We start from the raw sequence: 20,641 nt of genomic DNA, 5'->3' as shown, positions 1-20,641 counted from the left end.
GCATTGTGTTAGAGGTCTTTGTAGTCGCCTTTGGATTAGGGCTCGACGCTTTTTCACTTTCCCTGGTGTTTGGGATGTGCCAGAAGGTATGTCCTCTGGGAGCAAAGTTGCGTCTCTCACTTTCTTTTGGGGCATTCCAGTTTGGAATGCCCATCCTGGGTTTTTTTGCTGGAGCTACAACCTTGCACTATGTCTCAAGTTTTGATCACTTAGTGGCTTTTCTCATTTTGCTTTTTGTAGGCATTAAAATGTTTTGGGAGGGCTTAAAAAACAGACCTGAGGAGAATGTGGATTTCAGCAAGGGAATACCACTGCTGTTAGCTTCTTTGGCTACCAGCATTGATGCCCTGGCAGTGGGATTTTCCTTTGCGTTTATGGGAAATGCCATATACGCACGCGCTCTGATTATAGGGGTGGTATGCGCATTGATGAGCTACCTTGCGGTGTCACTGGGGCATCGCTTCGGTAAGGCTTTCATCCCCCATCCCGAGCTCCTGGGTGGAGTGGCTATCGTAGCAGTAGGAGTTAAAATTCTGCTGCAAGGGTAACTAACACTACCCTTGCAGCAGCCCGGTGTGGCTTGTCCCTTTTATTTTTCTATTCAACCTCTTTTTGAAGCAGAATAGTCGTCAACTGTTTTTCGAATAGCTTTTATGTGCTCAGCCGTGGTCCCACAACAGCCTCCGATTATATTCACTGGCACTTTGATTAGTTCCTGAGTTACCTGGGCGAAATCTTGGGGAGTTTCAGTATATAGAATTTTATCTCCCTCGATCCGGGGTATCCCTGCGTTAGGTTTGCAGGAAATAAAGCCCTCCTGGTAATGTTTGCGCAATTCTTGCACGAGAAAAAGCATTTCATGGATGCCGGTTCCGCAATTGGAACCAATGGCCGCTACGGGTAAATCCTGCAAGGTAAAGGATACTCTTTGGGGGGTTTCACCCATCAACGTGGTGAAGGTGCCATCTCCTCGCTTTTGAAAGGTTAAACTGACTATGATTTCAGCCTTCAACTCCAGAGCCACTTCTACAGCGATTAAAGCTTCCTGTAAAGAAGAAAAAGTTTCCAAGTGAAAAATTGTAATACCTTCTTCTCTCAAAATTTCCATCTGCTCCCTGAAAGTATCCCTGGCTTTTTCTCTGGTCAGGTCACCAAAAGGCTCCAAAAACTCTCCCAAGGGACCTATTGAGGAAGCAAGTAGAACATTTTCTCTAAGAGCTTCTTTTGCAATTTGCACTGCTTTTTGGTTAATAGTCTTTATCCTATCTTCGAGTCCGTGCCTTTTAAGCTGCAAGCGGTTCGAACCAAAAGTATTGGTTTGAATCATATCTGAACCGGCTTCTACATAACTTATGTGTACAGCTAGAACCTCTTCAGGATGCGAAATGTTCCACTCATCTGGTGGATGTCCAGCTTTAAGACCCCTTTCCTGGAGGCGAGTGCCCATCGCACCATCGAAAACAACAATTCCTTTTTTCAACCTTTCGCGCAGCATATTTTTCCTCCTCATTGTCTTAGTTGCCCTTTCAATAATGATACAATAAAAAGAAAAATATTCTTGAGGAGAGGTGTAAAATGTACCTTTTGGGAACAGACATTGGAACTCAGGGAACCAAAACAGTAATGGTTGATGAGAAGGGTAACTTTATTACCGATGCCTTTCGTGAGTATCAGGTGATAACCCCTCGCCCTTCCTGGGCAGAACAGTGGCCCGACGTATGGCTTGAAGCAGTGGTGGAGACTATCGCTGAATGTGTAAAGAAATCGGGAGTTAAACCTCAAGAAATTGCTGGGCTGGCTTTGAGTGGGCTTTACGGAGGGTCCGGAATCCCGGTAGATGATAAAGTACAACCCCTTTATCCCTGTCTCATCTGGATGGACCGGAGAGCCCGCAAAGAAACGCAATGGGTTAAAGATAATGTGCCTCTGGAAAAGATTTTTGGTATAACTGGCAATTATGTGGATTCCTATTATGGTTTTACCAAAATGATGTGGATACGCAACAATCTTCCTGAGATATGGAACAAAATCTACCAGTTTGTTACTCCTAAAGATTACGTCATATATCGTTTTACAGGAAATTTAATTACCGATTTTTCTTCGGCCGGCAATATTGGAGGAGTTTTTGATATTCACAAGCGCACTTGGTCAGATGAAATGTGCGAAATCCTGGGTATTCCTCGCAGGATGCTGCCTGAAGTAATCATTAAATCTTCGGATGTAGCTGGCAAGCTCAACAAGGAGTTTGCTCAAGCTATGGGACTTTTGGAGGGGACACCAGTAGTAGCAGGTGGTGTGGACGCTCCCGTGGCGCAACTCTGTGCAGGGGTTCTTGAACCGGGAGAACACGTTGCCATGGCAGGTACCTCCATGTGTTGGGGAACTGTACATGGTGGAGAGTATTTGACTCCGGGTTTGGTCAGTTTTCCGTACGTTGTTTATGATGATAAACTCATTTATACTTTTGGTGGTAGTGCCACCTCTGGTGCCCTTGCCCGCTGGTTTAGAGACCAGTTTGGTCGTTACGAAAAAGAAGTGGAGCAGAACACTGGCATATCAGCTTATACGTTGCTTGAGTTGCAGGCAAAAGATATTGCTCCTGGCAGTGCGGGCATTCTGGTTCTACCATACTTCATGGGCGAACGTTCCCCCATCTGGGACCCTGACGCGAGAGGAACCATTCTGGGTCTTTCGCTCTATCACAACCGTGCCCATGTCTATCGGGCCATGCTTGAAGCAGCTGCCTATTCACTGCGTCATAACATGGAAGAAGCCCTTAAGACTGGAATGAAGCTCAATCCCGAGTGCTGGATCGTGGGAGGTGTTGCTCGCTCCAGTTTCTGGGTACAAATATTTGCTGATGTAACCGGCTTTAACATGAAGCGCCTTTCCAAAGATGTCGAAGCACCTTTCGGAGATGCTTTTCTCGCCGGTCTTGGTACTGGAGTGATCGACAAGCCAGAGAGAATAAAAGATTGGGTAAGCTTTAGACCGGTCATTGAAGTCGATGTTGAACGTCACCAGATTTACACTCGCTACTACGAACTGTTTAAAGAGCTTTATCGGTCAACCCGGGAAGTAATGCAGAAACTAGCTGAGCTTTCAGGTAGCGTTTGATTGTTTTCAGAAAGTGAACCTAAAAAGGTCCGCTGAGGAACTCCTCAGCGGACCTTTGAGAAGGAGGAAAAAAATACCAAGATGAATCTTGATGCGCTTTTTTCGGTCAATTGTGGAATGTACGTTATTTCTTCCGCCCTCGAAGAGAAAAGAGGCGGTTGCATTGTTAACGCTGTGGTTCAGGTCACTGCCTTTCCCCCTCAAATCGTAGCCAGTGTAAACAAGGAGAGTTACACTCAAGAACTTATCAAGGAAAGTGGTTATTTTGGAATTTCGGTGCTGGAAAAGGACACACCTCTTCAGGTCATTGGTCTTTTTGGGTTTAAAAGCTGCAGGAATATTGATAAGTTTGCCGAAGTAAAACATTTCAAAGGCAAGACAGGAGTACCCTTGCTTTCTGAGTACAGCGTAGCTTACATAGAGGCCAAAGTGATCAAAGTTCTGGACGCAGGCACTCATTTTATATTCCTGGGTGAAGTAGTCGAAACGGATTTTCTGGATTCTTCTAAGGAAGTCATGACCTATGGTTATTACCGCGATGTGAAAGGGGGCAAGGTACCACGTACTGCGGCCACCTACCACGAAGGAGAGGAAGCCGCAGCTATTTCAGAGCGCTATCGCTGCAAAATATGTGGCTATATCTACGATTCCCGCTTTGGCGACCCTGACTCAGGTGTCAGCCCCAACACCCCATTTGCAGAGTTGCCCGAAGATTGGGTCTGTCCTATATGTGGAGCTGGCAAAGACCAGTTTGAGAAACTATGAGTCCTAACAGGACCTCCAGTGAACTTCCGCAAGCGGAGCGAATTAAGGATTACGTTTAAGGAACTGAAACCCATAGCTATTTCGGCAATTACCGGATGCAAAACTCCCAGGAAAGCAAGAGGCAGGGCAATAAGGTTATAGAAAAAGGCCCAGAAAAGATTTTGCTTGATTTTTTTGAAAATAGCTTCGGATAAGAGGAACGCTTCTTCTAAGGAACGCAGGTCATTGCGCACAAGAATTATATCGCCGCTTTCCTGGGCTATGTTGGTGCCAGCTCCCATGGCAATCCCTACATCGGCTTTCTTGAGAGCAGGAGCATCGTTAATGCCATCGCCAACCATGGCCACTTTTTTACCTTTCTTTTGATGCTCTTCGATGATCCTCATTTTATCCTGAGGTAGGAGCCTGGAGGCTATCTCTTCTATGCCAAGGTTTTTAGCCACCTCGAGAGCAGCTTCTTCGCTGTCGCCAGTGAGGAGCACAACCTTTTTGCCCATGTTTTTCAGACGGTTGATGCTTTCTTTGCTCCCTTCTTTGATGGTATCTCTAAACTTGAAAGCTCCCCAGAATTCCTTACGAGTAAAAATGATCACTGTAGTACCCGCTCTAGCAAGAAATTCTATAAAAGAGAGGTCGAAGTTCTCAGGCTGGTTCTCTTCAAAGAAGCGATGATTGCCTATAAATATTCTTTCGCCGTTTACAAGACCCGTAACGCCCCTTCCCGGTTCTACCCTGAACTCTTCTACCTTTGGAAAGGTGTCGGACTTCAGCCCCTTTTTCTTCATGTACTCAACGATTGCTTTACTCAAAGGGTGTTCTGAACGCTCTTCGAGTGCGTAAACTGCCTCCCAAAAGCGGTTTGGAGAGAGTGCGGGGTTTAAAACGAACTCCGTCACCTCTGGTTTTCCCAGGGTTAGAGTTCCTGTTTTGTCAAGAAACACAGTTTTTATTTCTCTAAGGAGCTGGATAGCGCGACCATCCCTAAAAAGGATACCACGTCTTGCGCCAACTCCGCTTCCCACCAGTAAGGCCATTGGTGTTGCCAGTCCCAGGGCACAGGGACAGGCAATAACCAGGGTGGAAATGCTTGCAAAGAGAGCTCTCGAAAAAGGATCAAGATCTGGAGGTACCCAGGGCAACAGCTTGCTCCAAGTCAGAACAGCATTTTGCAATACTCCCGGTAAGAAATACCAAACCACAAAGGAAGCCAGTGCCAGGCTCAGAACCAGAGGAGTGAAAATGCCCACCACTTTATCGGCAAAAGCCTGTATTGGTACTTTAGTGCTCTGTGCTTCCTTAACCAGCTCGATAACCTGACTCAAAAAGCTTTCTCTTCCTATTCGGACGACCCTGGCTTCCACAAAGCCTTCCAGGTTAATGGTGCCGCCTATGATAAAATCGCCTTCCTGCTTAACAGCGGGAAGAGGTTCTCCAGTAACCATGGATTCGTCCACAGTGGTTCTACCCGAGATAATTATCCCATCCTGGGGAATTTTTTCGCCAGGTTTTATCACTACTCGATCGTCAACCTTGAGTTCTTCCGCAGCCACATCAATAACTTCTCCTTCGTCCTTTTTCAGGTGTGCTATTTGGGGTTTCATTTCAATCAGGGCAGCGATTTCCCGGGTAGCGCGGTGTCTGGAGGAGGTTTCGAGAAAGCGCCCAATGAGGTGAAAGGAAACGATCATTGCTCCGACACCGGCAAAGCTCTCCACTGGTTTTCCTAGTAGTCTGATTACGCCAGAAAGATAAGCGGCTAAAGAGCCAACAGCGATAAGAGTATCCATGTTTGTTTTGCCCTTTAAAATTAGCTTCCCGGCTCGGCGTATACTGTCATAGTTAACGACGAATATGACTGGAAAACTCAGGAGCAACTCCCAGCCAAGATAAAAAGCTACTTCAACTCCTGCCACCATTTTAAACAACATCAAAACTACCAGGGGCGCGGTGAAAACCCAGCTTAGGATTAATTTTTGTCTGGCCTTGGAGAGCTCTTTTTGATCACCCTCGGGCTGGTTGTTTTGATCCTCTTTAACGTGGTATCCAAGACTTTCGATAAAATCTCTTATGGTTGAATATTGAATTTTTTCTGGCTGAAAAACGATAGTTGCGGTACCTGGGAGAAGCTCTATGTGAACCTCTTTAATTCCTTCCAGATTCTTTAGCGAACTCTCAATTCCTTTGACACAACTCGGGCATTTCATACCCTCAATTCTCAGATGAATCTTGGTTAGCTCTGATTCATCTTCCACCTCATACCCAAGTTCTTTTATTTCCTGTTTGATGGAATCAAGGTTTGCGTTTTTTTTCACCTCAAGTGTTGCGGTCTGGGTCGTGAAGCTTACAGAAGCTTTCAATACGTCGCTTCTCCTGGCAAGGGTTTTTTCTATGCTGGCAGCACATCCTGAGCAATGCATCCCTTTAATCTTTATTTGCAATCTTCTGGCTTGCTGATTTTCATTTTTTCTCATTTTCAATCCCTCCCTATGGGGGTGTGTATTTAATTGTACACCCTCCCTACGGGGGTGTCAAGCCGGAGCGATGCTGGTTGAGAAAAACCAGCAATTTGGCTGAATGCTGTATAATATCAACAAAACGCTTTGACGCGGAGGGAAGAATTATGCTCAACTTCGAATATCAGAATCCTACCAGGGTAATCTTTGGGAAAGATGAAACGAAACGGGTGGGTAAGGAATGCAAAAAGTATGGCGAAAAGATTCTCTTCATTTATGGTCAAGGAAGTATCAAAAAAACTGGCCTCTATGATAAGATACTGTCCCTCCTTAAGGAGGAAGGGTTGCTGGTTTATGAGCTTGGTGGTGTCAAACCCAATCCCCTGATTTCCAAAGTTAGAGAGGGAGTTAAAATTTGCAAGCAAGAAAACATTGACCTGGTGCTCGCTGTAGGTGGAGGAAGTGTTCTGGATACTGGAAAAATAGTCGCTCTGGGGGCAAAGTACGATGGTGACCCCTGGGACTTTTTCACAGGCAAGGCCGAGCCTAAGGAAAAACTTCCTCTCGCCTGTGTACTCACGCTTGCTGCAACAGGTTCAGAGATGAATCGCAATGCAGTCATCTCTAATGAAGAGACCCAGGAAAAACTTGCGGTAAAGCACCCGGTCCTCTTTCCTGATTTTTCAATTCTAGACCCGGTTAACACGCTTACTGTGCCCCGAGAGCATACCGTGTATGGCATCGTGGATATCATTGCCCATGTTTTCGAACAGTATTTCCATCCAGTTCCCGAGACACCACTCCAGGATCGCTTTGCAGAAGGAATAATGCTTACGCTGATTGAAAATACACATAGGGTTCTGAAAAAACTTGATGACTATGATGCCAGAGCAAATATCATGTGGTGTAGCACTCTGGCTCTCAACCACCTCATTGAAGCAGGAGCCTGTGGTGATTTTGCAACACACCAGATAGAACACGAACTCAGCGCTCTTTATGATATTCCGCATGGAGCAGGGTTGGCAATTCTTTTTCCGCAGTGGATGAAGTATGTCATAGATGTAATACCCGAAAAGTTTGCACAATTCGCAGAAAAAGTATGGGGTATTTCTCGAGAAGGTAAGGACGTGAAAGAGATTGCACTCGCTGGCATTGAGCGGACCAAGCAATGGTTTTCTGAAATTGGGGCACCGGTTAGTCTGAAAGAAGTGGGTATTGGGAGAGAAAACTTGGAACGCATGGCCGAACACGCTACTCGTCTGGGACCACTTGGTTATACCAAAAAACTTTACAAGCAAGACGTGCTTAACATTCTGGAAATGTCACTTTAGGTTTACACTCTACTATATGCGATATCCTTTCCGGTTCCCGGTTTATCCCGGGAACTGGAAAGTTGTAGCATTTCTTTTGAAAGAAGCTCCTTTTGCACCTAAAAAGCCTGATAAAAGATTGATTTCTGGCTTCTCAGACTTTCGGGAATAAATCTTCCCACTTTCTGGGTTATGAATGTACATGGATAACTTTTTTGGAAAAGTCCTTATAGTATTTTTTATACTGATTATTCTTCTTGCAGTATCTTCTTCTGCCCTCGCTGAACAGCCGATAATCTGGGTGCCTCTCAAAGATATTCCTGATGTGGGGGCAGTGGAATGGGGTTTGGCCAGCTTTGTAAAGAGAGCACTGGAAGAAGCTCAAAGACGTGACGCTCAGGCAGTGATATTTGAAATCGACACCTTTGGTGGTAGAGTGGACGCCATGCTTTTTATAAAAGACCTAATTTTTAAAGCACCCATTAAAACGGTAGCTTTCGTAAATTCAAAGGCCTGGTCTGCAGGAGTGTTCATAGCTCTTTCCTGTGAAAAAATTTTTATCACTCCTGATGGGAGTATTGGCGCCAGCGAACCTCGTTCTGGACAAGAAGATGTAGAGAAACCAGACCCTAAAACTGTTTCTGCTATCCGTGCCCAGATAGAAGCACTGGCTCAGGCAAGAGAGCGAGATCCCACTATTTTTGCCGCTATGGTTGACCGCAATGTGGAAATCGAGGGATTGAAGGAAAAGGGAGCGCTTTTGACTCTCCCTGCTTATCTGGCTCTGCAACACAAGGCGGTTGACGGTATAGCTCGCACTCAGAAAGAAGTTTTGGAACAACTGGGGTTTGATGGTCCCTTGATTTCCCTTACTCCTTCCTGGTCTGAATTGCTAGCTCGATTCTTAACTCATCCTGCGATAGTTCCCCTTCTCCTTCTACTTGCTTTCGGCGGTATCTTCCTTGAAATCATGACTCCTGGTTTCGGTATACCTGGGGCTGTGGGAATTACTGCTACAGCTTTATTTTTTGGAGGAAGGTATGTAGCAGGGTTATCAGGATGGGAACCTCTGATTCTCTTTATTGCCGGAATTACTCTTTTAGCTATTGAAATCTTGGTAATTCCAGGTTTTGGCATTGTTGGTGTGTCTGGCATTGTCGCTTTGGTGATGTCGCTGTACCTGGTGCTGAGAACTACCAGAATTCTCTTCCGAGGAACAGTTATTCTTGAAATGCTCCTTTATCTTGCCATCATGGGAGTAATCTTTTTGGTTGGACTTTTCTTCCTTCCCAAAAATCCTATCTGGAGCAGGTTGGGGCTTCAGGAAAAGGTTTCTCCTCCAGAAAAAAATCAAGAGACTTCACCATACCGGGCGCTGTTGGGCCAAGTGGGTACGGCTAAAACCATACTTCGTCCAGCTGGAGTTATAGAAATCGATGGTAAATCCTACGATGCTATCAGTAGGGGAGAGTTTATCAGAGCTGGTGAGAAAGTGGTGGTAGACGAAGTGCGGGGTAACAAAATAATAGTCATCAGAAAAAAGGAGGACTGAGGAGAGTGGACTTTGGTTTGTATCTCTTGCCGGCAATAATAATTCTGGTGCTCGCAGTAGTGTTTTTTACCCTGGTACCCCTGGGGCTTTGGATTTCGGCACTGGCGGCGGGAGTCAAAGTGAGCATCGTAACTCTTATTGGTATGAGGTTACGAAGAGTCCCACCGGCAAAAATAATTCTTCCTCTCATTAAAGCTACCAAAGCGGGTCTGGACCTCAGTGTGGGAGCACTTGAGGCCCATTATCTTGCTGGAGGAAACGTGGACAGAGTGGTGATTTCCCTTATTGCTGCAGAGAGAGCAAACCTTCCTCTTTCTTTCCAAAAAACCTGCGCTATCGACCTCGCTGGTCGCAATGTCCTCGAAGCGGTCCAGATGAGTGTTCTCCCCAAAGTAATCGAAACCCCAGTGGTTGCAGCGGTGGCCAAAGACGGCATTGAACTCAAGGTTAAAGCCCGAGTTACGGTAAGGACCAACATAGATCGCTTGATTGGAGGAGCTACCGAAGCTACAGTCATTGCTCGAGTTGGAGAGGGAATTGTTACCACTATCGGTTCCTCAAGGAGCCATAAGGAAGTTCTGGAAAATCCGGATATCATTTCCAAAACAGTTCTGGACAAAGGTCTTGATACAGGTACTGCCTTTGAGATTCTTTCCATCGACATTGCAGATATTGATGTGGGACAGAATATCGGCGCCCGACTGCAAACCGACCAGGCTGAGGCTGATAAACGCGTGGCTCAAGCCAAAGCCGAAGAGAGAAGAGCTCTGGCAATCGCCAGAGAACAGGAAATGAAAGCTTACACCCAGGAGATGCGGGCAAAGGTGGTCGAAGCTGAAGCAGAAGTTCCTCGAGCCCTGGCCCATGCTTTGAGAGAGGGAAAGCTTGGGGTTCTGGACTACTACTCACTTCAGAATTTACAGGCTGATACGCAGATGAGAAAGAGACTGGGGGAGGAAGAAAAGAGTGAATAATCCCGAAAAAGGCAAAAAGGAGCGCCTGCATCTCAACATTTCTAAAAGCGAGCTGCGTTCGTTCTACGTTTTTCATGAGTTAATTTCTGAACCCAGGTCATTTAAAATCAATCCCCAATTGCAGCTGTGGAACAAAAGGTTCAAGAGGAGAATTACTGTAAAATAGAGTAAAATACGGCTTCTACAGCTTAGTGGAAAAGCTTTTGACCATGATACAGAGTTTCTTCCTAATGACAAAGAGAATGGGAATGAAGTTGAGAAAGACACATGGCTGGTTTGGTAAAGGAGTGAGAATTTTCATGCTCTCTTGTCTGGCAATTTTTGGGTTGTTTGTATCGGATGGGTTTTCAGGTGTTGAAGGCAAAGCTTCATCCGTGGTTTCCTCCCCAAACCCGGAAACTGCCGATGAAAATCCCACCTGGAGAGGACCGGGTTTTCTGGAAATATCCTTTAAATTTCAGAGAAAAGGTATTGCTTCTAGCCAATACGCAATATGGATAGAGGATAAGACCGGTAATTTGATAAAGACGGTTTTTGTAACCAGCTTTACTGCCAGAGGAGGGTACACTTTTCGAAAAGACTGTCTGCCGACGTGGGTAAGTAAGGCAAGGCCTCAGTTGAAGAAGACTGAGGTTGACGCTGTATCGGGGGCAACTCCGCCCAGCGGAAAACAAGTGTATGTCTGGGATGGTAGAGATCAGCGTGGAAACCCGGTTATGCCTGGTGAGTATCGCTTTTATCTTGAAGCCACACTTTACTGGTCGAACCGAGTGCTGTACAGTGGTACTTTCTTTCACGGAGGTCCATCTCAGGAAAACATTCCCATTTCAATTTCCTACTTTGGTAACCAGAAAAACAAAGACATGATACAGGAACTCAAAGCAAGGTATGTGTCCAGCCAGTTTTAAAGTCCTTGAGTTAAGAAAGGGTGTTAGGAATGAAAAAAGGGGAAACTTCCAGTGCATTCATCCTGATTACACTTCTCTTGTTTTTTTTGCTAACTACTGCGGGTCTTGCAGAAACAGACAATGATTCCCTGGTGAAATCAAGCGGTGTTCTGGTGGAGGAAAACAAGGCAGAAGAGCAGAACCTGGAACTTAAATCTGAGCTCATCAAAGCTACCTTAGGCGCCATTTCCATGGAGATAGACCGCTATGAGAAAAGAGAAGACGAACAGAAAGAGAAAAAAATAGATTATCTTGAAAAGATGCTGGATATATTCGAGAACATGAAACCCGAGGAGTACCTTCTCGAAGGTCAGGAAAGAGCTATAGACCTCTTTGACGAAAAATTCGGAGTACTCATGCCACCTGAGTTTCGGGAAGCAGAAATTGTGGTTCCCCCCTCTGGTATAGGTTCCATCCTTGAAGTTGTTGGAATGACCCGTTCCGGTCCGTTTTACCATGTTGCAGGTGTAAGGGGAAACAATCTTGATGTATTCAAGGCTCAAACTCGTTATAAGTTGGAAATTTATCTTATCTACAAAAGAGAGTACGCATGGAATATACCTGATTACTACGTATATATCGCTGCTTGGCAACCCATTGAGGATGCGAAACCATCCTGTCTGGAATAAAGAAGGAAATATAAGAAGCTATAATTTTGACAGCACTCTTTGAGTCTCGAAAAATGCCTTGAGTATGGTTGCTCTATTTAGTAAGTTCCATATGAAAGAGCCTCTTCATACATAGCAACGATATTTTGCGGTGGGACATCAGCTTGAATGTTATGTACTGTGCAGAGGACATATCCTCCACCAGGCGCCAGTTCATCTATCCTGCGTCGGACTTCTTCCCGTACTTCCTCAGGGGTTCCAAAGGGAAGCACTCTCTGGGTATCAATGCCACCCCAAAAGGAAAGCGCTTCTCCAAAATTCTTCTTAAGCCATTTGGGGTCCATACCACTCGCAGAAACTTGAACAGGGTTGATTACTTCAACACCTATTTCTACAAGATCTTCAAGAAAATCAGCGATTGCTCCACAGGAGTGATAAAGAAGGGGCGCAGAAGTCTTTGTTTTGATAAACTCGTAAAGTTTTTTCTGTCTGGGTTTGACATACTTGCGATACATCTCAATAGATATTAAAGGAGAATTTTGGGTAGCAAGGTCATCTCCTACCAGCACTAAATCTATTAAAGTACCCGCTTCTTGAAGAAGCAAATTAAATTGCTGTAACTGAAAATCCAGCATGATATCCATAATGCTACATGCAAGTCCTGGTTGAAAGACAAGATCCATCATAAACTGAGCAAAACCGCGTAAATACCAGGCGAATTCAAAACAAGAACCGATACAATTTATAATAACTGCTTTATCGCTGTTTTTCAGTACCTCGGCTTCGCCTCGGGCCTTCTTAAAGAAATCGATTGATGGTTCAGGTGGCACGTACTTTTTCAGTTCTTCCAGACTACTTACTTTAGCTAAAGGGTGCGAGGTCATATCGTAGTAAAGTCCAGTAAAGCGGCGTTCCACGCCCCAACTGTCTTTCCAGGTCGTTCCTTCTGTGTCGTGGGACCATACCTGGTAGGGTATTACATCGTATACGTAACGGGTGTCAATATCAAATTGTTCCAGAATTGTCGAAGCCGGCTTGGCAAGGTACTGAACTCGATCAACCAATGTTTCTTCCTCCTGAATTCCCAGGAACTTGCAAAGATTACGATGGGCATAGAGGGTAATTCCCGAAACGATACCTCCCAGGTCAAGAGGTACTCTGTCTGGTTCTTTATGAGCCAAAGCTGTTTGCAAACGTTCCGAGGAAGTCATTTTTGATTCCTCCTTTTTGAGGAAATACTTTATCTCAAAATACTCCTCCCAAAGATGATTATAAACCGCAAACAGTTTTCGACTAATAAATTATTGATCTCGTCGAGTTCAAATGTTCTTGCTTCAATCTCCTTTCAGCCTTGCTTCTTAAAAGTGCTTATGAAAGCTTTCCAGAAGGCTATTGTGGTGAAATTTTTTTATTTCCTGTTGCTATTGCAAGTACTGTCGAGAAGGATAACTGTGGAAAATGAAGTTGCTGGAGCCTTGAAAATACTGGTGGGCGAAGGAGGACTTGAACCTCCGACCCCTTGCTTGTAAGGCAAGTGCTCTCCCTCTGAGCTATTCGCCCACTCTTTTTGCGCTAAGCATTATATCACAAAAATTTCCAAAGACCAAAGAAATTAACCATTGCGTCTTGCAAATTCTTTCATGAAATCAACCAGCACCTCGACTGCTTCCAGCGGAACACCATTATACAACGAGGCGCGACAACCACCTACTGAACGATGCCCTTTCAAACCCACCAGACCTTCACGGGTGGCTTCTTCAACGAAAAGCTTTTCCAGCTCTGGAGAAGGGAGATTGAATACTACGTTCATCCAGGAACGATCTTCGGGTTGCACCGGGTTGCGGTAAAAATCCTGACTGTCTATGTATCCGTAAAGCAGGTTTGCTTTTTTACGATTTATTTCTTCCATGGCAGCCACTCCACCAATGTTTTCCTCCAGCCAGCGGGCTACTTTTTCTACCACGTAAATTGCGAAGCAGGGAGGGGTATTGTATAAAGAATTTTTCTCTACAAAGGTAGTATAGTTGAGCATGGTAGGTAGATTTTTAGGAATGCGTTCCAGCATATCTTTGCGAATGATTACAATGGTTACTCCAGCCGGACCAGCGTTTTTTTGGGCTCCAGCATATATGATGCCAAAGGGACGAGGATCAAAAACTCTACTGAAAATATCAGAAGACATATCTGCTACCAGAGGAATGTTTCCCGTTTTGGGAAACTTCCACCACTGGGTACCCTTTATGGTGTTATTGGAAGTAATGTGCAAATAGGAAAAGTTATCATCTATGGGTATCTCCTTGGGAATGTAAGTGTAGTTTCTATCCTTCGAGGAGGCCACGATGCATACATCATCAACGATGCGCTGGGCTTCCTGTATTGCCTTGGTAGACCAGTACCCAGTATCCACATAGGCAATAGGTTTTCCAGGCTGGGCACAGTTCATAGGAACCATTGCAAACTGGAGACTTGCTCCCCCCTGGATAAATACCACCTCAAAATCGTCATTAAGGTTTAATAATCTTTTGATTCTCAGGACGGCAGTATTTAATACTTCCTCAAATTCCTTGGAGCGATGGCTTATCTCCAGAATTGACATGCCTGTTCCCCGAAAGCTGAGCATTTCTTCTCTGACTTCTTCCAGCACCGGAATTGGTAAGGCTGCTGGTCCAGGATTAAAGATGAAAACTCGTTTTTCTTTCATGACTTCTTCACCCTTTGAGTTTTAATTTACAGTCTCCCAACTGGTCTTCGGATAAAGTATTTCTAAATTATACCAAAAATGCTACCTGTTAAGTAAATTACGGTTCTTAGAAAACAGCGTACTTCAAAATTGAAAGGAAGAACACAGGAAAGCAGGGAGGCTCTTGCTCCGCCTCGCTACATTCTACATTTTGCGGTTTGCACTTCCAGAGTGTAGGGCTATTAGGAAATAATCGAACTTCTTGATTTGTTTTAACCTTGGAGGTGAAAGTCTGTGGAAAATCACCATCACCACCACGAGGGAACAACTTCTCTACACCATGCGCATGGTGGGGAAATCAGTCATCATTCTCATCACGAACACCACATGCAAATGGTTAGCGATTTTAGAAAAAGATTTTGGGTGTCTCTGGTTGTAACCATACCTGTTCTTTTGCTCTCACCGATGATCCAGAACTTTATGGGTTTCGAGCTAACTTTCAGAGGTTCCAGCTTCCTTTTATGGTTACTTTCGAGTTTTATTTTCTTTTACGGAGGGTTACCCTTTTTACGGGGTGTTTTCTCCGAGCTGAAAAAGCATAACCCAGGAATGATGACGCTTATTGCCCTGGCAATAAGCGTTGCCTATGTTTATTCAAGCTTGGTTGTATTCGGATTTCGGGGCAAGTTCTTCTTTTGGGAACTGACTACCCTGGTCGACATCATGCTTTTGGGACACTGGCTTGAAATGAAGTCGGTTCTGGGGGCCTCTCGAGCGCTGGAAGAACTGGTAAAAATCTTACCTTCAGAAGCTCATCTTTTGCTTGACGATAACTCTGTAAAAGAAGTGCCTGTTTCCGCTTTGAAACCTGGTGACCTGGTTCTGGTTAGGCCTGGCGAGAAAATTCCCATCGATGGGGAAGTGGTAGAAGGTCACTCCAGTGTGAACGAGGCAATGCTTACCGGGGAATCCAAACCCGTGGAGAAAGCACCCAAAGACAAAGTGATTGGGGGTTCAGTTAATGGAGAAGGTACTCTCAAAATTCGAGTAAGCAAGACGGGGAAAGAAACTTATCTTGCTCAGGTCATAGAACTGGTGCAGAAGGCTCAGGAAACCAGGTCCAGAACGCAAGATATTGCGGATCGCGCCGCTTTGTGGTTAACTGTCGCTGCCATTGTTGCAGGACTTTCGACTCTTATTAGCTGGTTGGTTTCCGGAGCTGACTTCGCTTTTTCTCTGGAACGCATGGTTACCGTCATGGTTATTACCTGTCCTCATGCTTTAGGTTTGGCTATCCCCCTTGTAGTCGCGGTGTCTACCAATATATCAGCACGTCGGGGATTGCTGATAAGAGACCGTACCGCTTTTGAAAACGCTAAGGATGTTGAAGCAGTGGTTTTCGATAAGACCGGAACTTTAACCGAAGGCAAGTTTGGAGTAACCGATATAATTCCTTTTGATAAAGGTTTGAATAGCGAAGAAATTATTGGCCTTGCAGCCAGTCTGGAGGTTTTTTCGGAACATCCCATTGCTCAGGGAATCGTGAGAGAGGCTAAAAATCGGGGTCAAAAGCTCGTGGAAGTCAAAGATTTTCGCTACTTTCCAGGCAAAGGAGTAGAGGGCAACATAGGGCAAAGCACCTATCGTATAGTCAGTCTTACTGCTTTTTTGAGAGACAAAAGAGGGAATAACATTCCCGAAACTATCCAGAAAGTTGCCGAAGAAGGTAAAACAGTAGTAATCCTGCTTCAAGGAGATGAACCTGTCGGCGCCATAGCTCTTGCCGATATTGTTCGTAAAGAATCGAGAGAAGCCGTTTCTATGTTAAGGAAGTTGGGCAAAAAAGTGATGATGTTGACTGGTGACAGTCGTTCGGTTGCTCAGTGGGTAGCAAAGGAGCTTGACCTCGATGAATTCTTTGCCGAAGTTTTACCCCATGAAAAGGCTGAAAAAATAAGGGAATTAAAGGGGAGAGGTCTTAAGGTTGCTATGGTAGGTGATGGGGTTAATGATGCTCCTGCTCTCGTTGAGGCAAACCTGGGCATAGCCATTGGTGCTGGTACAGAAGTGGCCATCGAGGCAGCAGACATAGTTTTAGTCAAAAACGACCCCAGAGATGTGGTTGCTATTTTTGAGCTTTCAAGACATACTGCCTCTAAAATGCAGCAAAATCTCCTTTGGGCCACCGGTTACAACGTTATAGCCATTCCTCTTGCTGCCGGTATGTTTTATTCTTTTGGCATTCTTCTTTCTCCAGCCGTAGGTGCCATTTTGATGTCTCTATCGACTATTATCGTTGCTTTGAACGCCCAAAATTTGAAAAGCAAGCTTTCTAGGCGGGTTTAAAGCGGAATTGCTCATAAGAGTTGGAAGGAGATACTAACTGGGAAACCTATTCTGTGACCTGAATTTGGAAAAAGAGTTTTTTCGGTTTTGGACTGAGCGATTTTTTTTAAGCCTTTTCCCTTTATGATATGAGCATCGGATTTGGGAGAGAAGTAAGGATTTTTTGGGAAATCCAGGATGAATTGCAAGGGCTTTCCAAACTTTCTGGGGTGAGCGAGGGGACTCGAACCCCCAACCCCTGGAGCCACAGTCCAGTGCTCTGACCGATTGAGCTACGCTCACCACAGCACAAATATTGTAACAAATTTTAATTAATAATCAAGCGTTCTTTTGCTAAGGTTTCTCGGTGGCAAAAACTGCTCCTTTTTCTTTAATGCCTTGGATTTCCTGATAAAGCTCTTGGAGCACAGCAAGATAGTCTTTATCTCCTTTTTCTACCTGGTCCATTAATTCCTCAAGTAGTCTACTGCGCTCTTCAGACAGAAATTCAGAAAACTCCTGAGCCAGATAGTCTGCAACCCTTTGACCTTTTTGGGTGGGAATAAGACGAAAATTCTTTTCAACCACATACCCTCTCTCAAAAAGGCGGTTAATCAAAAACGAGTAGGTGGAGGGTCTTCCTATACGCCGTTCTTTCATTAGTCTTACCAAATCTGCCTGAGTAAGGAGCGGCACTTTCGGCACTCTCTTTACCGAGATAGTTGCTTCCTGAAGGCCTTCGGGAAGAGGTTTTTCAACGGAAACAATTTGTGGATAGAGCTCGAAAGCCTTGCCGTCAACAGACACAACGCGTGTTATCTCCTTTGTTAAACCCGAGCCCCTAAAATTTAGTGAGTATCGGAGCGTTAAAAGCCGCACTGGTGGACACTGGCTGGCCATAAATCTTTTAAAAACCAGATCATACACCTTAAAATCCCGGTAGGAAATGACATCCGAGGTTCTGATAACTCCCTCTTCGATAAGTTCCCTCAAGGTTTTCCAGTCTATTGCTCTGGTCGGGCGGATGCATTCGTGAGCACCTTCGGCTTTTTCCTGCCATTTTCTCCCTGCAAAGTGTTCTTTGAGATAAAGGCGCGCTATTTCAAGACCGGCATCAGAGACACGAGTACTATCAGTACGATGGTAAGTTATGAACCCGTTTTCAAATAGCTTTTGGAGTGTACGCATGATTTCCTTGGAACTCAGCTTAAACAGACGATTCGCTTCGTCAAGAAGAGTATCAGTAGTGTAAGGGGGAGGGGGAAGTTTCACTTCTTGGCTTTCTGCAATTTTCTCAATAAATAGTGTTACTCTATCTCCGTTGTTCATTTCAATTTTAAGGTCCTCTTCGGTTCCCAGGGTTATTCTCCGACCTTCTATTTCAAGATAGTAAAAACGCACTTTTTCCTGGTGTTTGCGGTAGTTTTCTACAATCCATTGCAAAAGAGGGGTCTGTGCTCTGCCAGCCGAAAGATTGGTTCCATTAAAACGTTCTCTGAGAATGCTGGAAATTTCAAACCCAATCCAGCGATCTTCGATGCGACGTACCAGTTGTGCCTTTACCAAGTTGTGGTTAATATTTCTTGGAGACATTAAAGCTTGTAGAACCGCTTTCTTAGTGACCTCGTGAAATTCGGCCCTCCTGGCACGCCGCGCAATTGCTGTTAAGCTGGCAACATCGTAAGCGATTTTTTCGCCTTCGGTATCAGGGTCAGTAGCTATAATCAGGTTTTCAGCTAACCGACTAACCTTCACCAGGTTGGATATGCGCTGGTGGGAGTCAAATGCAGGAGGTTCACCACAACGGGGGCATGTTTTATAAGCCACAAATTGGTCTCCTTTGGTACATTTTTTGATAGAACCATAGTAAGGAATAAACTTTCCATTGTCGATTGTGACACCATGATATCCTCCTTCTTCCACAAGGTCTACCAGGTGGCCCAAAGAAGCAGTTATCACCAGCAGATGTTCACCGGTAGCTACCTCATAGAAAGGTTGTTCCCCAAGAGAAAACATAGATGGATGACCAAAAAAACGAGCAATTTGCTTTGCTTTGGTAGGACTTTCTACAACAAAAAAGAGTGGATAAATCCAGTCTTTGTTTTCCTTTGAAGAGGCATAACGAGCCCTGCTTTCATCGAGACGTTTCTTAATCGAAAGAAAGTCTATTTTTGAGACGTCACACGCTGATAGTTTCTTGAAGTTGATTTCATAGTACATTGCTCTTTGCAGAAAAGCTTCAAAGAAAGTCTCTTTTTCCAGAACAAAGCTAATCCCATAAGTCACGCCTCCTGCAAAAAGGCGCGAAGTTCTCCCTGAAGCCTGGATGTAGACCGGGAGGTTGGGTATTAGAAGCTGGTTGTTTTCAATAACTACTTCCTTTACGGTCCTTGTGAAATGTTCATCAAAGAGAAGTTTTTTAATTAGCATTTTAACCTTCTCACGGGAGTTCTCGCGTTTCCTGAGGTAGGGTAGCTCCTTTTCAATTTCCGGATGACCCCGAAACGCGAAAGCAAGAAGAGCGAGCATACCTGGGCTTAAATCGTCTATACTTCCAAATGATACTTTTAAGAACGGAGCTCCCCAGAAAAGCGTGTATCGAAAACATAAAGGGTAATCCAGTCCCCTGACCAGGATTCCATAAGGAGCTGCGACACCAAGAAGTAAATCCTTTTTGCCCTCTTCAAACTCTTGAATTGTTTTTTGGAGCTCCTTTCGGGTTGTTTGCGAAGTAATTACGCCGCATTTCAAATGCTTTGAAAGAAATGTCGCCAGCTCTTCTACTTCCTGCTCGGTGTTGGCGAAGATCAGTCCTCCATAACCCAAGTTTTTCGTAATGCACAAAAGTGATTCCAATTTCTCTTGCTGGTCGTCACAGTATATTGCGTAGTCGTCAATGTTCCGCAGATTAAAGTGTGTGCTTCCAACGCTGAAATGAAGGAGATTGGTAAAAATTCGAGCTTTGGGACCCGGTCTTGAAGTGGCGGTGGATACAAGAAGCTGACCATGTTTTTTAGAAGTATCGGGTTTTTTCTCTTCAATTTCCTGTTGGGAAAAACCGAGCAACATAAGCACTCTTTCAATGTTTCGAGAGGCCTTGAGAAGTGCGTCAACATCGTCAACCAGGATAAAGTCAAATCGCAGTTGGCTTAAGCTATCAAAGTGTCTACCCAAAAAAGCAGTAGTGGTCAAAAGTATATCAAAATCGCCCTCTTGAAGCCTTTCTAAAAATTTTTCGCGTTCTTTTGGTGATTTGTTCTGATAGAAAAGAATGGAACTTTTGGTCAATTGCTTAAGTCGCTCAAAGCTCTGATTTGCCAGAAGAACAGTAGGAAAAAGGAGATAACACTTTTTGCCCTTTTCCGCAAGATAAGCGCTGTAAACAAGCCCCAGGAGGGTTTTCCCATAGCCTGTAGGAGCAAAAGCAGAGAAACTCAGGCCTGAAAGTAGTTTTTTGGCAAAATAGCGCTGCAAAGACTTGAGTTGCATTCCAGTCCGCTCTTCAAAAAAGTCGCTAAATTCCCGAAAAGAATCCTCCTCAAGGGAGAGAAAAGTTGTGCCAAGTCGGTTACAGTTACCGCTTTCTATTTCTTTCCACTCGAGGTCCCCACCACACACCGGACACAGGTTTTTATAAACCAGCGCTATGCTCATGGCTTCTAATAAACTCTCACCCCCATCTAAAAGCAGCGAAAACTAAGTGGAACCAAAGTTGTTACCTCTCCATTTTTACTATAACTCATTGACTTCTTTTTAGCCAGAATCGTAATAATTGCTGTTTGGAAAACCTGAAAGTGAAAACTTAAGTTGAACTTCAGCGATTTTTGAGTAAATTTTGCTCAAAGAAGCGAAAGGCTTTTTATTTTAAAACATGAAACCAAAAAACGAGAAAAATTTCTTAGGTGGCATT

The 20,641-nt window shown here is 44.6% G+C and carries 14 protein-coding genes, 2 tRNA genes and 1 pseudogene; 10 read left to right on the top strand and 7 right to left on the bottom strand.

Going from position 1 to position 20,641, the window contains the following annotated elements:
- Positions 1-5 precede the first annotated feature (5 nt).
- Positions 6-548 carry a manganese efflux pump MntP family protein gene (locus ACKTT1_RS06020; protein ID WP_412708930.1) on the top strand — a complete coding sequence of 181 codons (543 nt, stop codon included), beginning with the start codon at positions 6-8 and terminating at the stop codon, positions 546-548.
- 53 nt (positions 549-601) lie between these two features.
- Here ACKTT1_RS06020 and ACKTT1_RS06015 read toward each other — a convergent pair whose 3' ends face one another.
- Positions 602-1,495, bottom strand: coding sequence for a homocysteine S-methyltransferase family protein (locus tag ACKTT1_RS06015; protein WP_412708929.1), 894 nt, complete (start codon positions 1,493-1,495; stop codon positions 602-604).
- 80 nt (positions 1,496-1,575) lie between these two features.
- Here ACKTT1_RS06015 and ACKTT1_RS06010 point away from each other — a divergent pair, with 80 nt between their 5' ends.
- On the top strand, positions 1,576-3,117 hold the full coding sequence (locus tag ACKTT1_RS06010) for an FGGY-family carbohydrate kinase (RefSeq protein ID WP_412708928.1): 1,542 nt from the start codon (positions 1,576-1,578) through the stop codon (positions 3,115-3,117).
- Positions 3,118-3,198: 81 nt separating this feature from the next.
- Positions 3,199-3,882, top strand: a complete 684-nt coding sequence (locus ACKTT1_RS06005) for a flavin reductase (RefSeq protein ID WP_412708927.1) — start codon at positions 3,199-3,201, stop codon at positions 3,880-3,882.
- Between the two features lie 41 nt (positions 3,883-3,923).
- Here the strand turns inward: ACKTT1_RS06005 and ACKTT1_RS06000 are convergent.
- Positions 3,924-6,353, bottom strand: a pseudogene (locus tag ACKTT1_RS06000) (heavy metal translocating P-type ATPase); the annotation flags it as partial.
- Between the two features lie 149 nt (positions 6,354-6,502).
- Between ACKTT1_RS06000 and ACKTT1_RS05995 the strand changes: the two are divergent.
- The 6 genes from ACKTT1_RS05995 to ACKTT1_RS05970 all read left to right on the top strand — a co-directional run bounded on the left by ACKTT1_RS05995 (position 6,503) and on the right by ACKTT1_RS05970 (position 11,747).
- Positions 6,503-7,666 carry an iron-containing alcohol dehydrogenase gene (locus tag ACKTT1_RS05995; protein WP_412708926.1) on the top strand — a complete coding sequence of 388 codons (1,164 nt, stop codon included), beginning with the start codon at positions 6,503-6,505 and terminating at the stop codon, positions 7,664-7,666.
- A 181-nt stretch (positions 7,667-7,847) separates the two neighbouring features.
- Positions 7,848-9,197 (top strand): NfeD family protein, encoded by a 1,350-nt coding sequence (locus ACKTT1_RS05990; RefSeq protein WP_412708925.1) that lies wholly within the window; start codon positions 7,848-7,850, stop codon positions 9,195-9,197.
- A 5-nt stretch (positions 9,198-9,202) separates the two neighbouring features.
- A complete protein-coding gene (gene floA, locus ACKTT1_RS05985) occupies positions 9,203-10,171 on the top strand; it encodes a flotillin-like protein FloA (protein WP_369019194.1) in 969 nt (322 codons plus the stop codon).
- A complete protein-coding gene (locus ACKTT1_RS05980) occupies positions 10,164-10,337 on the top strand; it encodes a hypothetical protein (protein ID WP_412708924.1) in 174 nt (57 codons plus the stop codon). Before floA ends, ACKTT1_RS05980 begins: the two co-directional genes overlap by 8 nt.
- An 82-nt stretch (positions 10,338-10,419) precedes the next feature.
- Positions 10,420-11,079: a DUF2271 domain-containing protein gene (locus tag ACKTT1_RS05975; RefSeq protein WP_412708923.1), complete on the top strand. Its 660-nt coding sequence runs from the start codon at positions 10,420-10,422 to the stop codon at positions 11,077-11,079.
- A 29-nt stretch (positions 11,080-11,108) separates the two neighbouring features.
- A complete protein-coding gene (locus ACKTT1_RS05970; protein WP_369019196.1) occupies positions 11,109-11,747 on the top strand; it encodes a hypothetical protein in 639 nt (212 codons plus the stop codon).
- Between the two features lie 77 nt (positions 11,748-11,824).
- Here the strand turns inward: ACKTT1_RS05970 and ACKTT1_RS05965 are convergent, their stop codons facing one another.
- From ACKTT1_RS05965 to serC, 3 genes are all read right to left on the bottom strand, one after another.
- Complete coding sequence (locus ACKTT1_RS05965; RefSeq protein ID WP_369019197.1) at positions 11,825-12,937, bottom strand: uroporphyrinogen decarboxylase family protein; 1,113 nt, start codon at positions 12,935-12,937, stop codon at positions 11,825-11,827.
- Between the two features lie 274 nt (positions 12,938-13,211).
- Positions 13,212-13,286 (bottom strand) — tRNA-Val (locus ACKTT1_RS05960).
- Between the two features lie 52 nt (positions 13,287-13,338).
- Entirely contained in the window at positions 13,339-14,427 is a 1,089-nt protein-coding gene (gene serC, locus ACKTT1_RS05955; protein WP_369019198.1) for a 3-phosphoserine/phosphohydroxythreonine transaminase, read from the bottom strand.
- A gap of 273 nt (positions 14,428-14,700) precedes the next feature.
- Here serC and ACKTT1_RS05950 point away from each other — a divergent pair, with 273 nt between their 5' ends.
- Complete coding sequence (locus tag ACKTT1_RS05950) at positions 14,701-16,752, top strand: heavy metal translocating P-type ATPase (protein WP_412708922.1); 2,052 nt, start codon at positions 14,701-14,703, stop codon at positions 16,750-16,752.
- Positions 16,753-16,957: 205 nt separating this feature from the next.
- Here the strand turns inward: ACKTT1_RS05950 and ACKTT1_RS05945 are convergent.
- A tRNA-His gene (locus ACKTT1_RS05945) sits at positions 16,958-17,034 on the bottom strand.
- A gap of 51 nt (positions 17,035-17,085) precedes the next feature.
- Positions 17,086-20,385 carry a reverse gyrase gene (gene rgy / locus ACKTT1_RS05940; protein WP_412708921.1) on the bottom strand — a complete coding sequence of 1,100 codons (3,300 nt, stop codon included), beginning with the start codon at positions 20,383-20,385 and terminating at the stop codon, positions 17,086-17,088.
- Positions 20,386-20,641: the final 256 nt, after the last annotated feature.

The sequence above is a fragment of the Atrimonas thermophila genome (assembly GCF_045864955.1).
In the GTDB taxonomy this organism is placed as follows: Bacteria; Atribacterota; Atribacteria; order Atribacterales; family Thermatribacteraceae; genus Thermatribacter; species Thermatribacter velox.
This window is presented reverse-complemented; position numbering and strand designations above follow the sequence as displayed.

Bases quoted from the DNA above. Each gene is read 5' to 3' on its own strand.
- ACKTT1_RS06010 (WP_412708928.1), top strand. From the start codon at position 1,576: ATGTACCTTTTGGGAACAGACATTGGAACTCAGGGAACCAAAACAGTA.
- serC (WP_369019198.1), bottom strand. From the start codon at position 14,427: ATGAAAGAAAAACGAGTTTTCATCTTTAATCCTGGACCAGCAGCCTTA.
- ACKTT1_RS05990 (WP_412708925.1), top strand. From the start codon at position 7,848: ATGGATAACTTTTTTGGAAAAGTCCTTATAGTATTTTTTATACTGATT.
- rgy (WP_412708921.1), bottom strand. From the start codon at position 20,385: ATGAGCATAGCGCTGGTTTATAAAAACCTGTGTCCGGTGTGTGGTGGG.
- ACKTT1_RS06015 (WP_412708929.1), bottom strand. From the start codon at position 1,495: ATGCTGCGCGAAAGGTTGAAAAAAGGAATTGTTGTTTTCGATGGTGCG.
- ACKTT1_RS06005 (WP_412708927.1), top strand. From the start codon at position 3,199: ATGAATCTTGATGCGCTTTTTTCGGTCAATTGTGGAATGTACGTTATT.
- ACKTT1_RS05975 (WP_412708923.1), top strand. From the start codon at position 10,420: ATGAAGTTGAGAAAGACACATGGCTGGTTTGGTAAAGGAGTGAGAATT.
- ACKTT1_RS05970 (WP_369019196.1), top strand. From the start codon at position 11,109: ATGAAAAAAGGGGAAACTTCCAGTGCATTCATCCTGATTACACTTCTC.
- ACKTT1_RS05965 (WP_369019197.1), bottom strand. From the start codon at position 12,937: ATGACTTCCTCGGAACGTTTGCAAACAGCTTTGGCTCATAAAGAACCA.
- ACKTT1_RS05995 (WP_412708926.1), top strand. From the start codon at position 6,503: ATGCTCAACTTCGAATATCAGAATCCTACCAGGGTAATCTTTGGGAAA.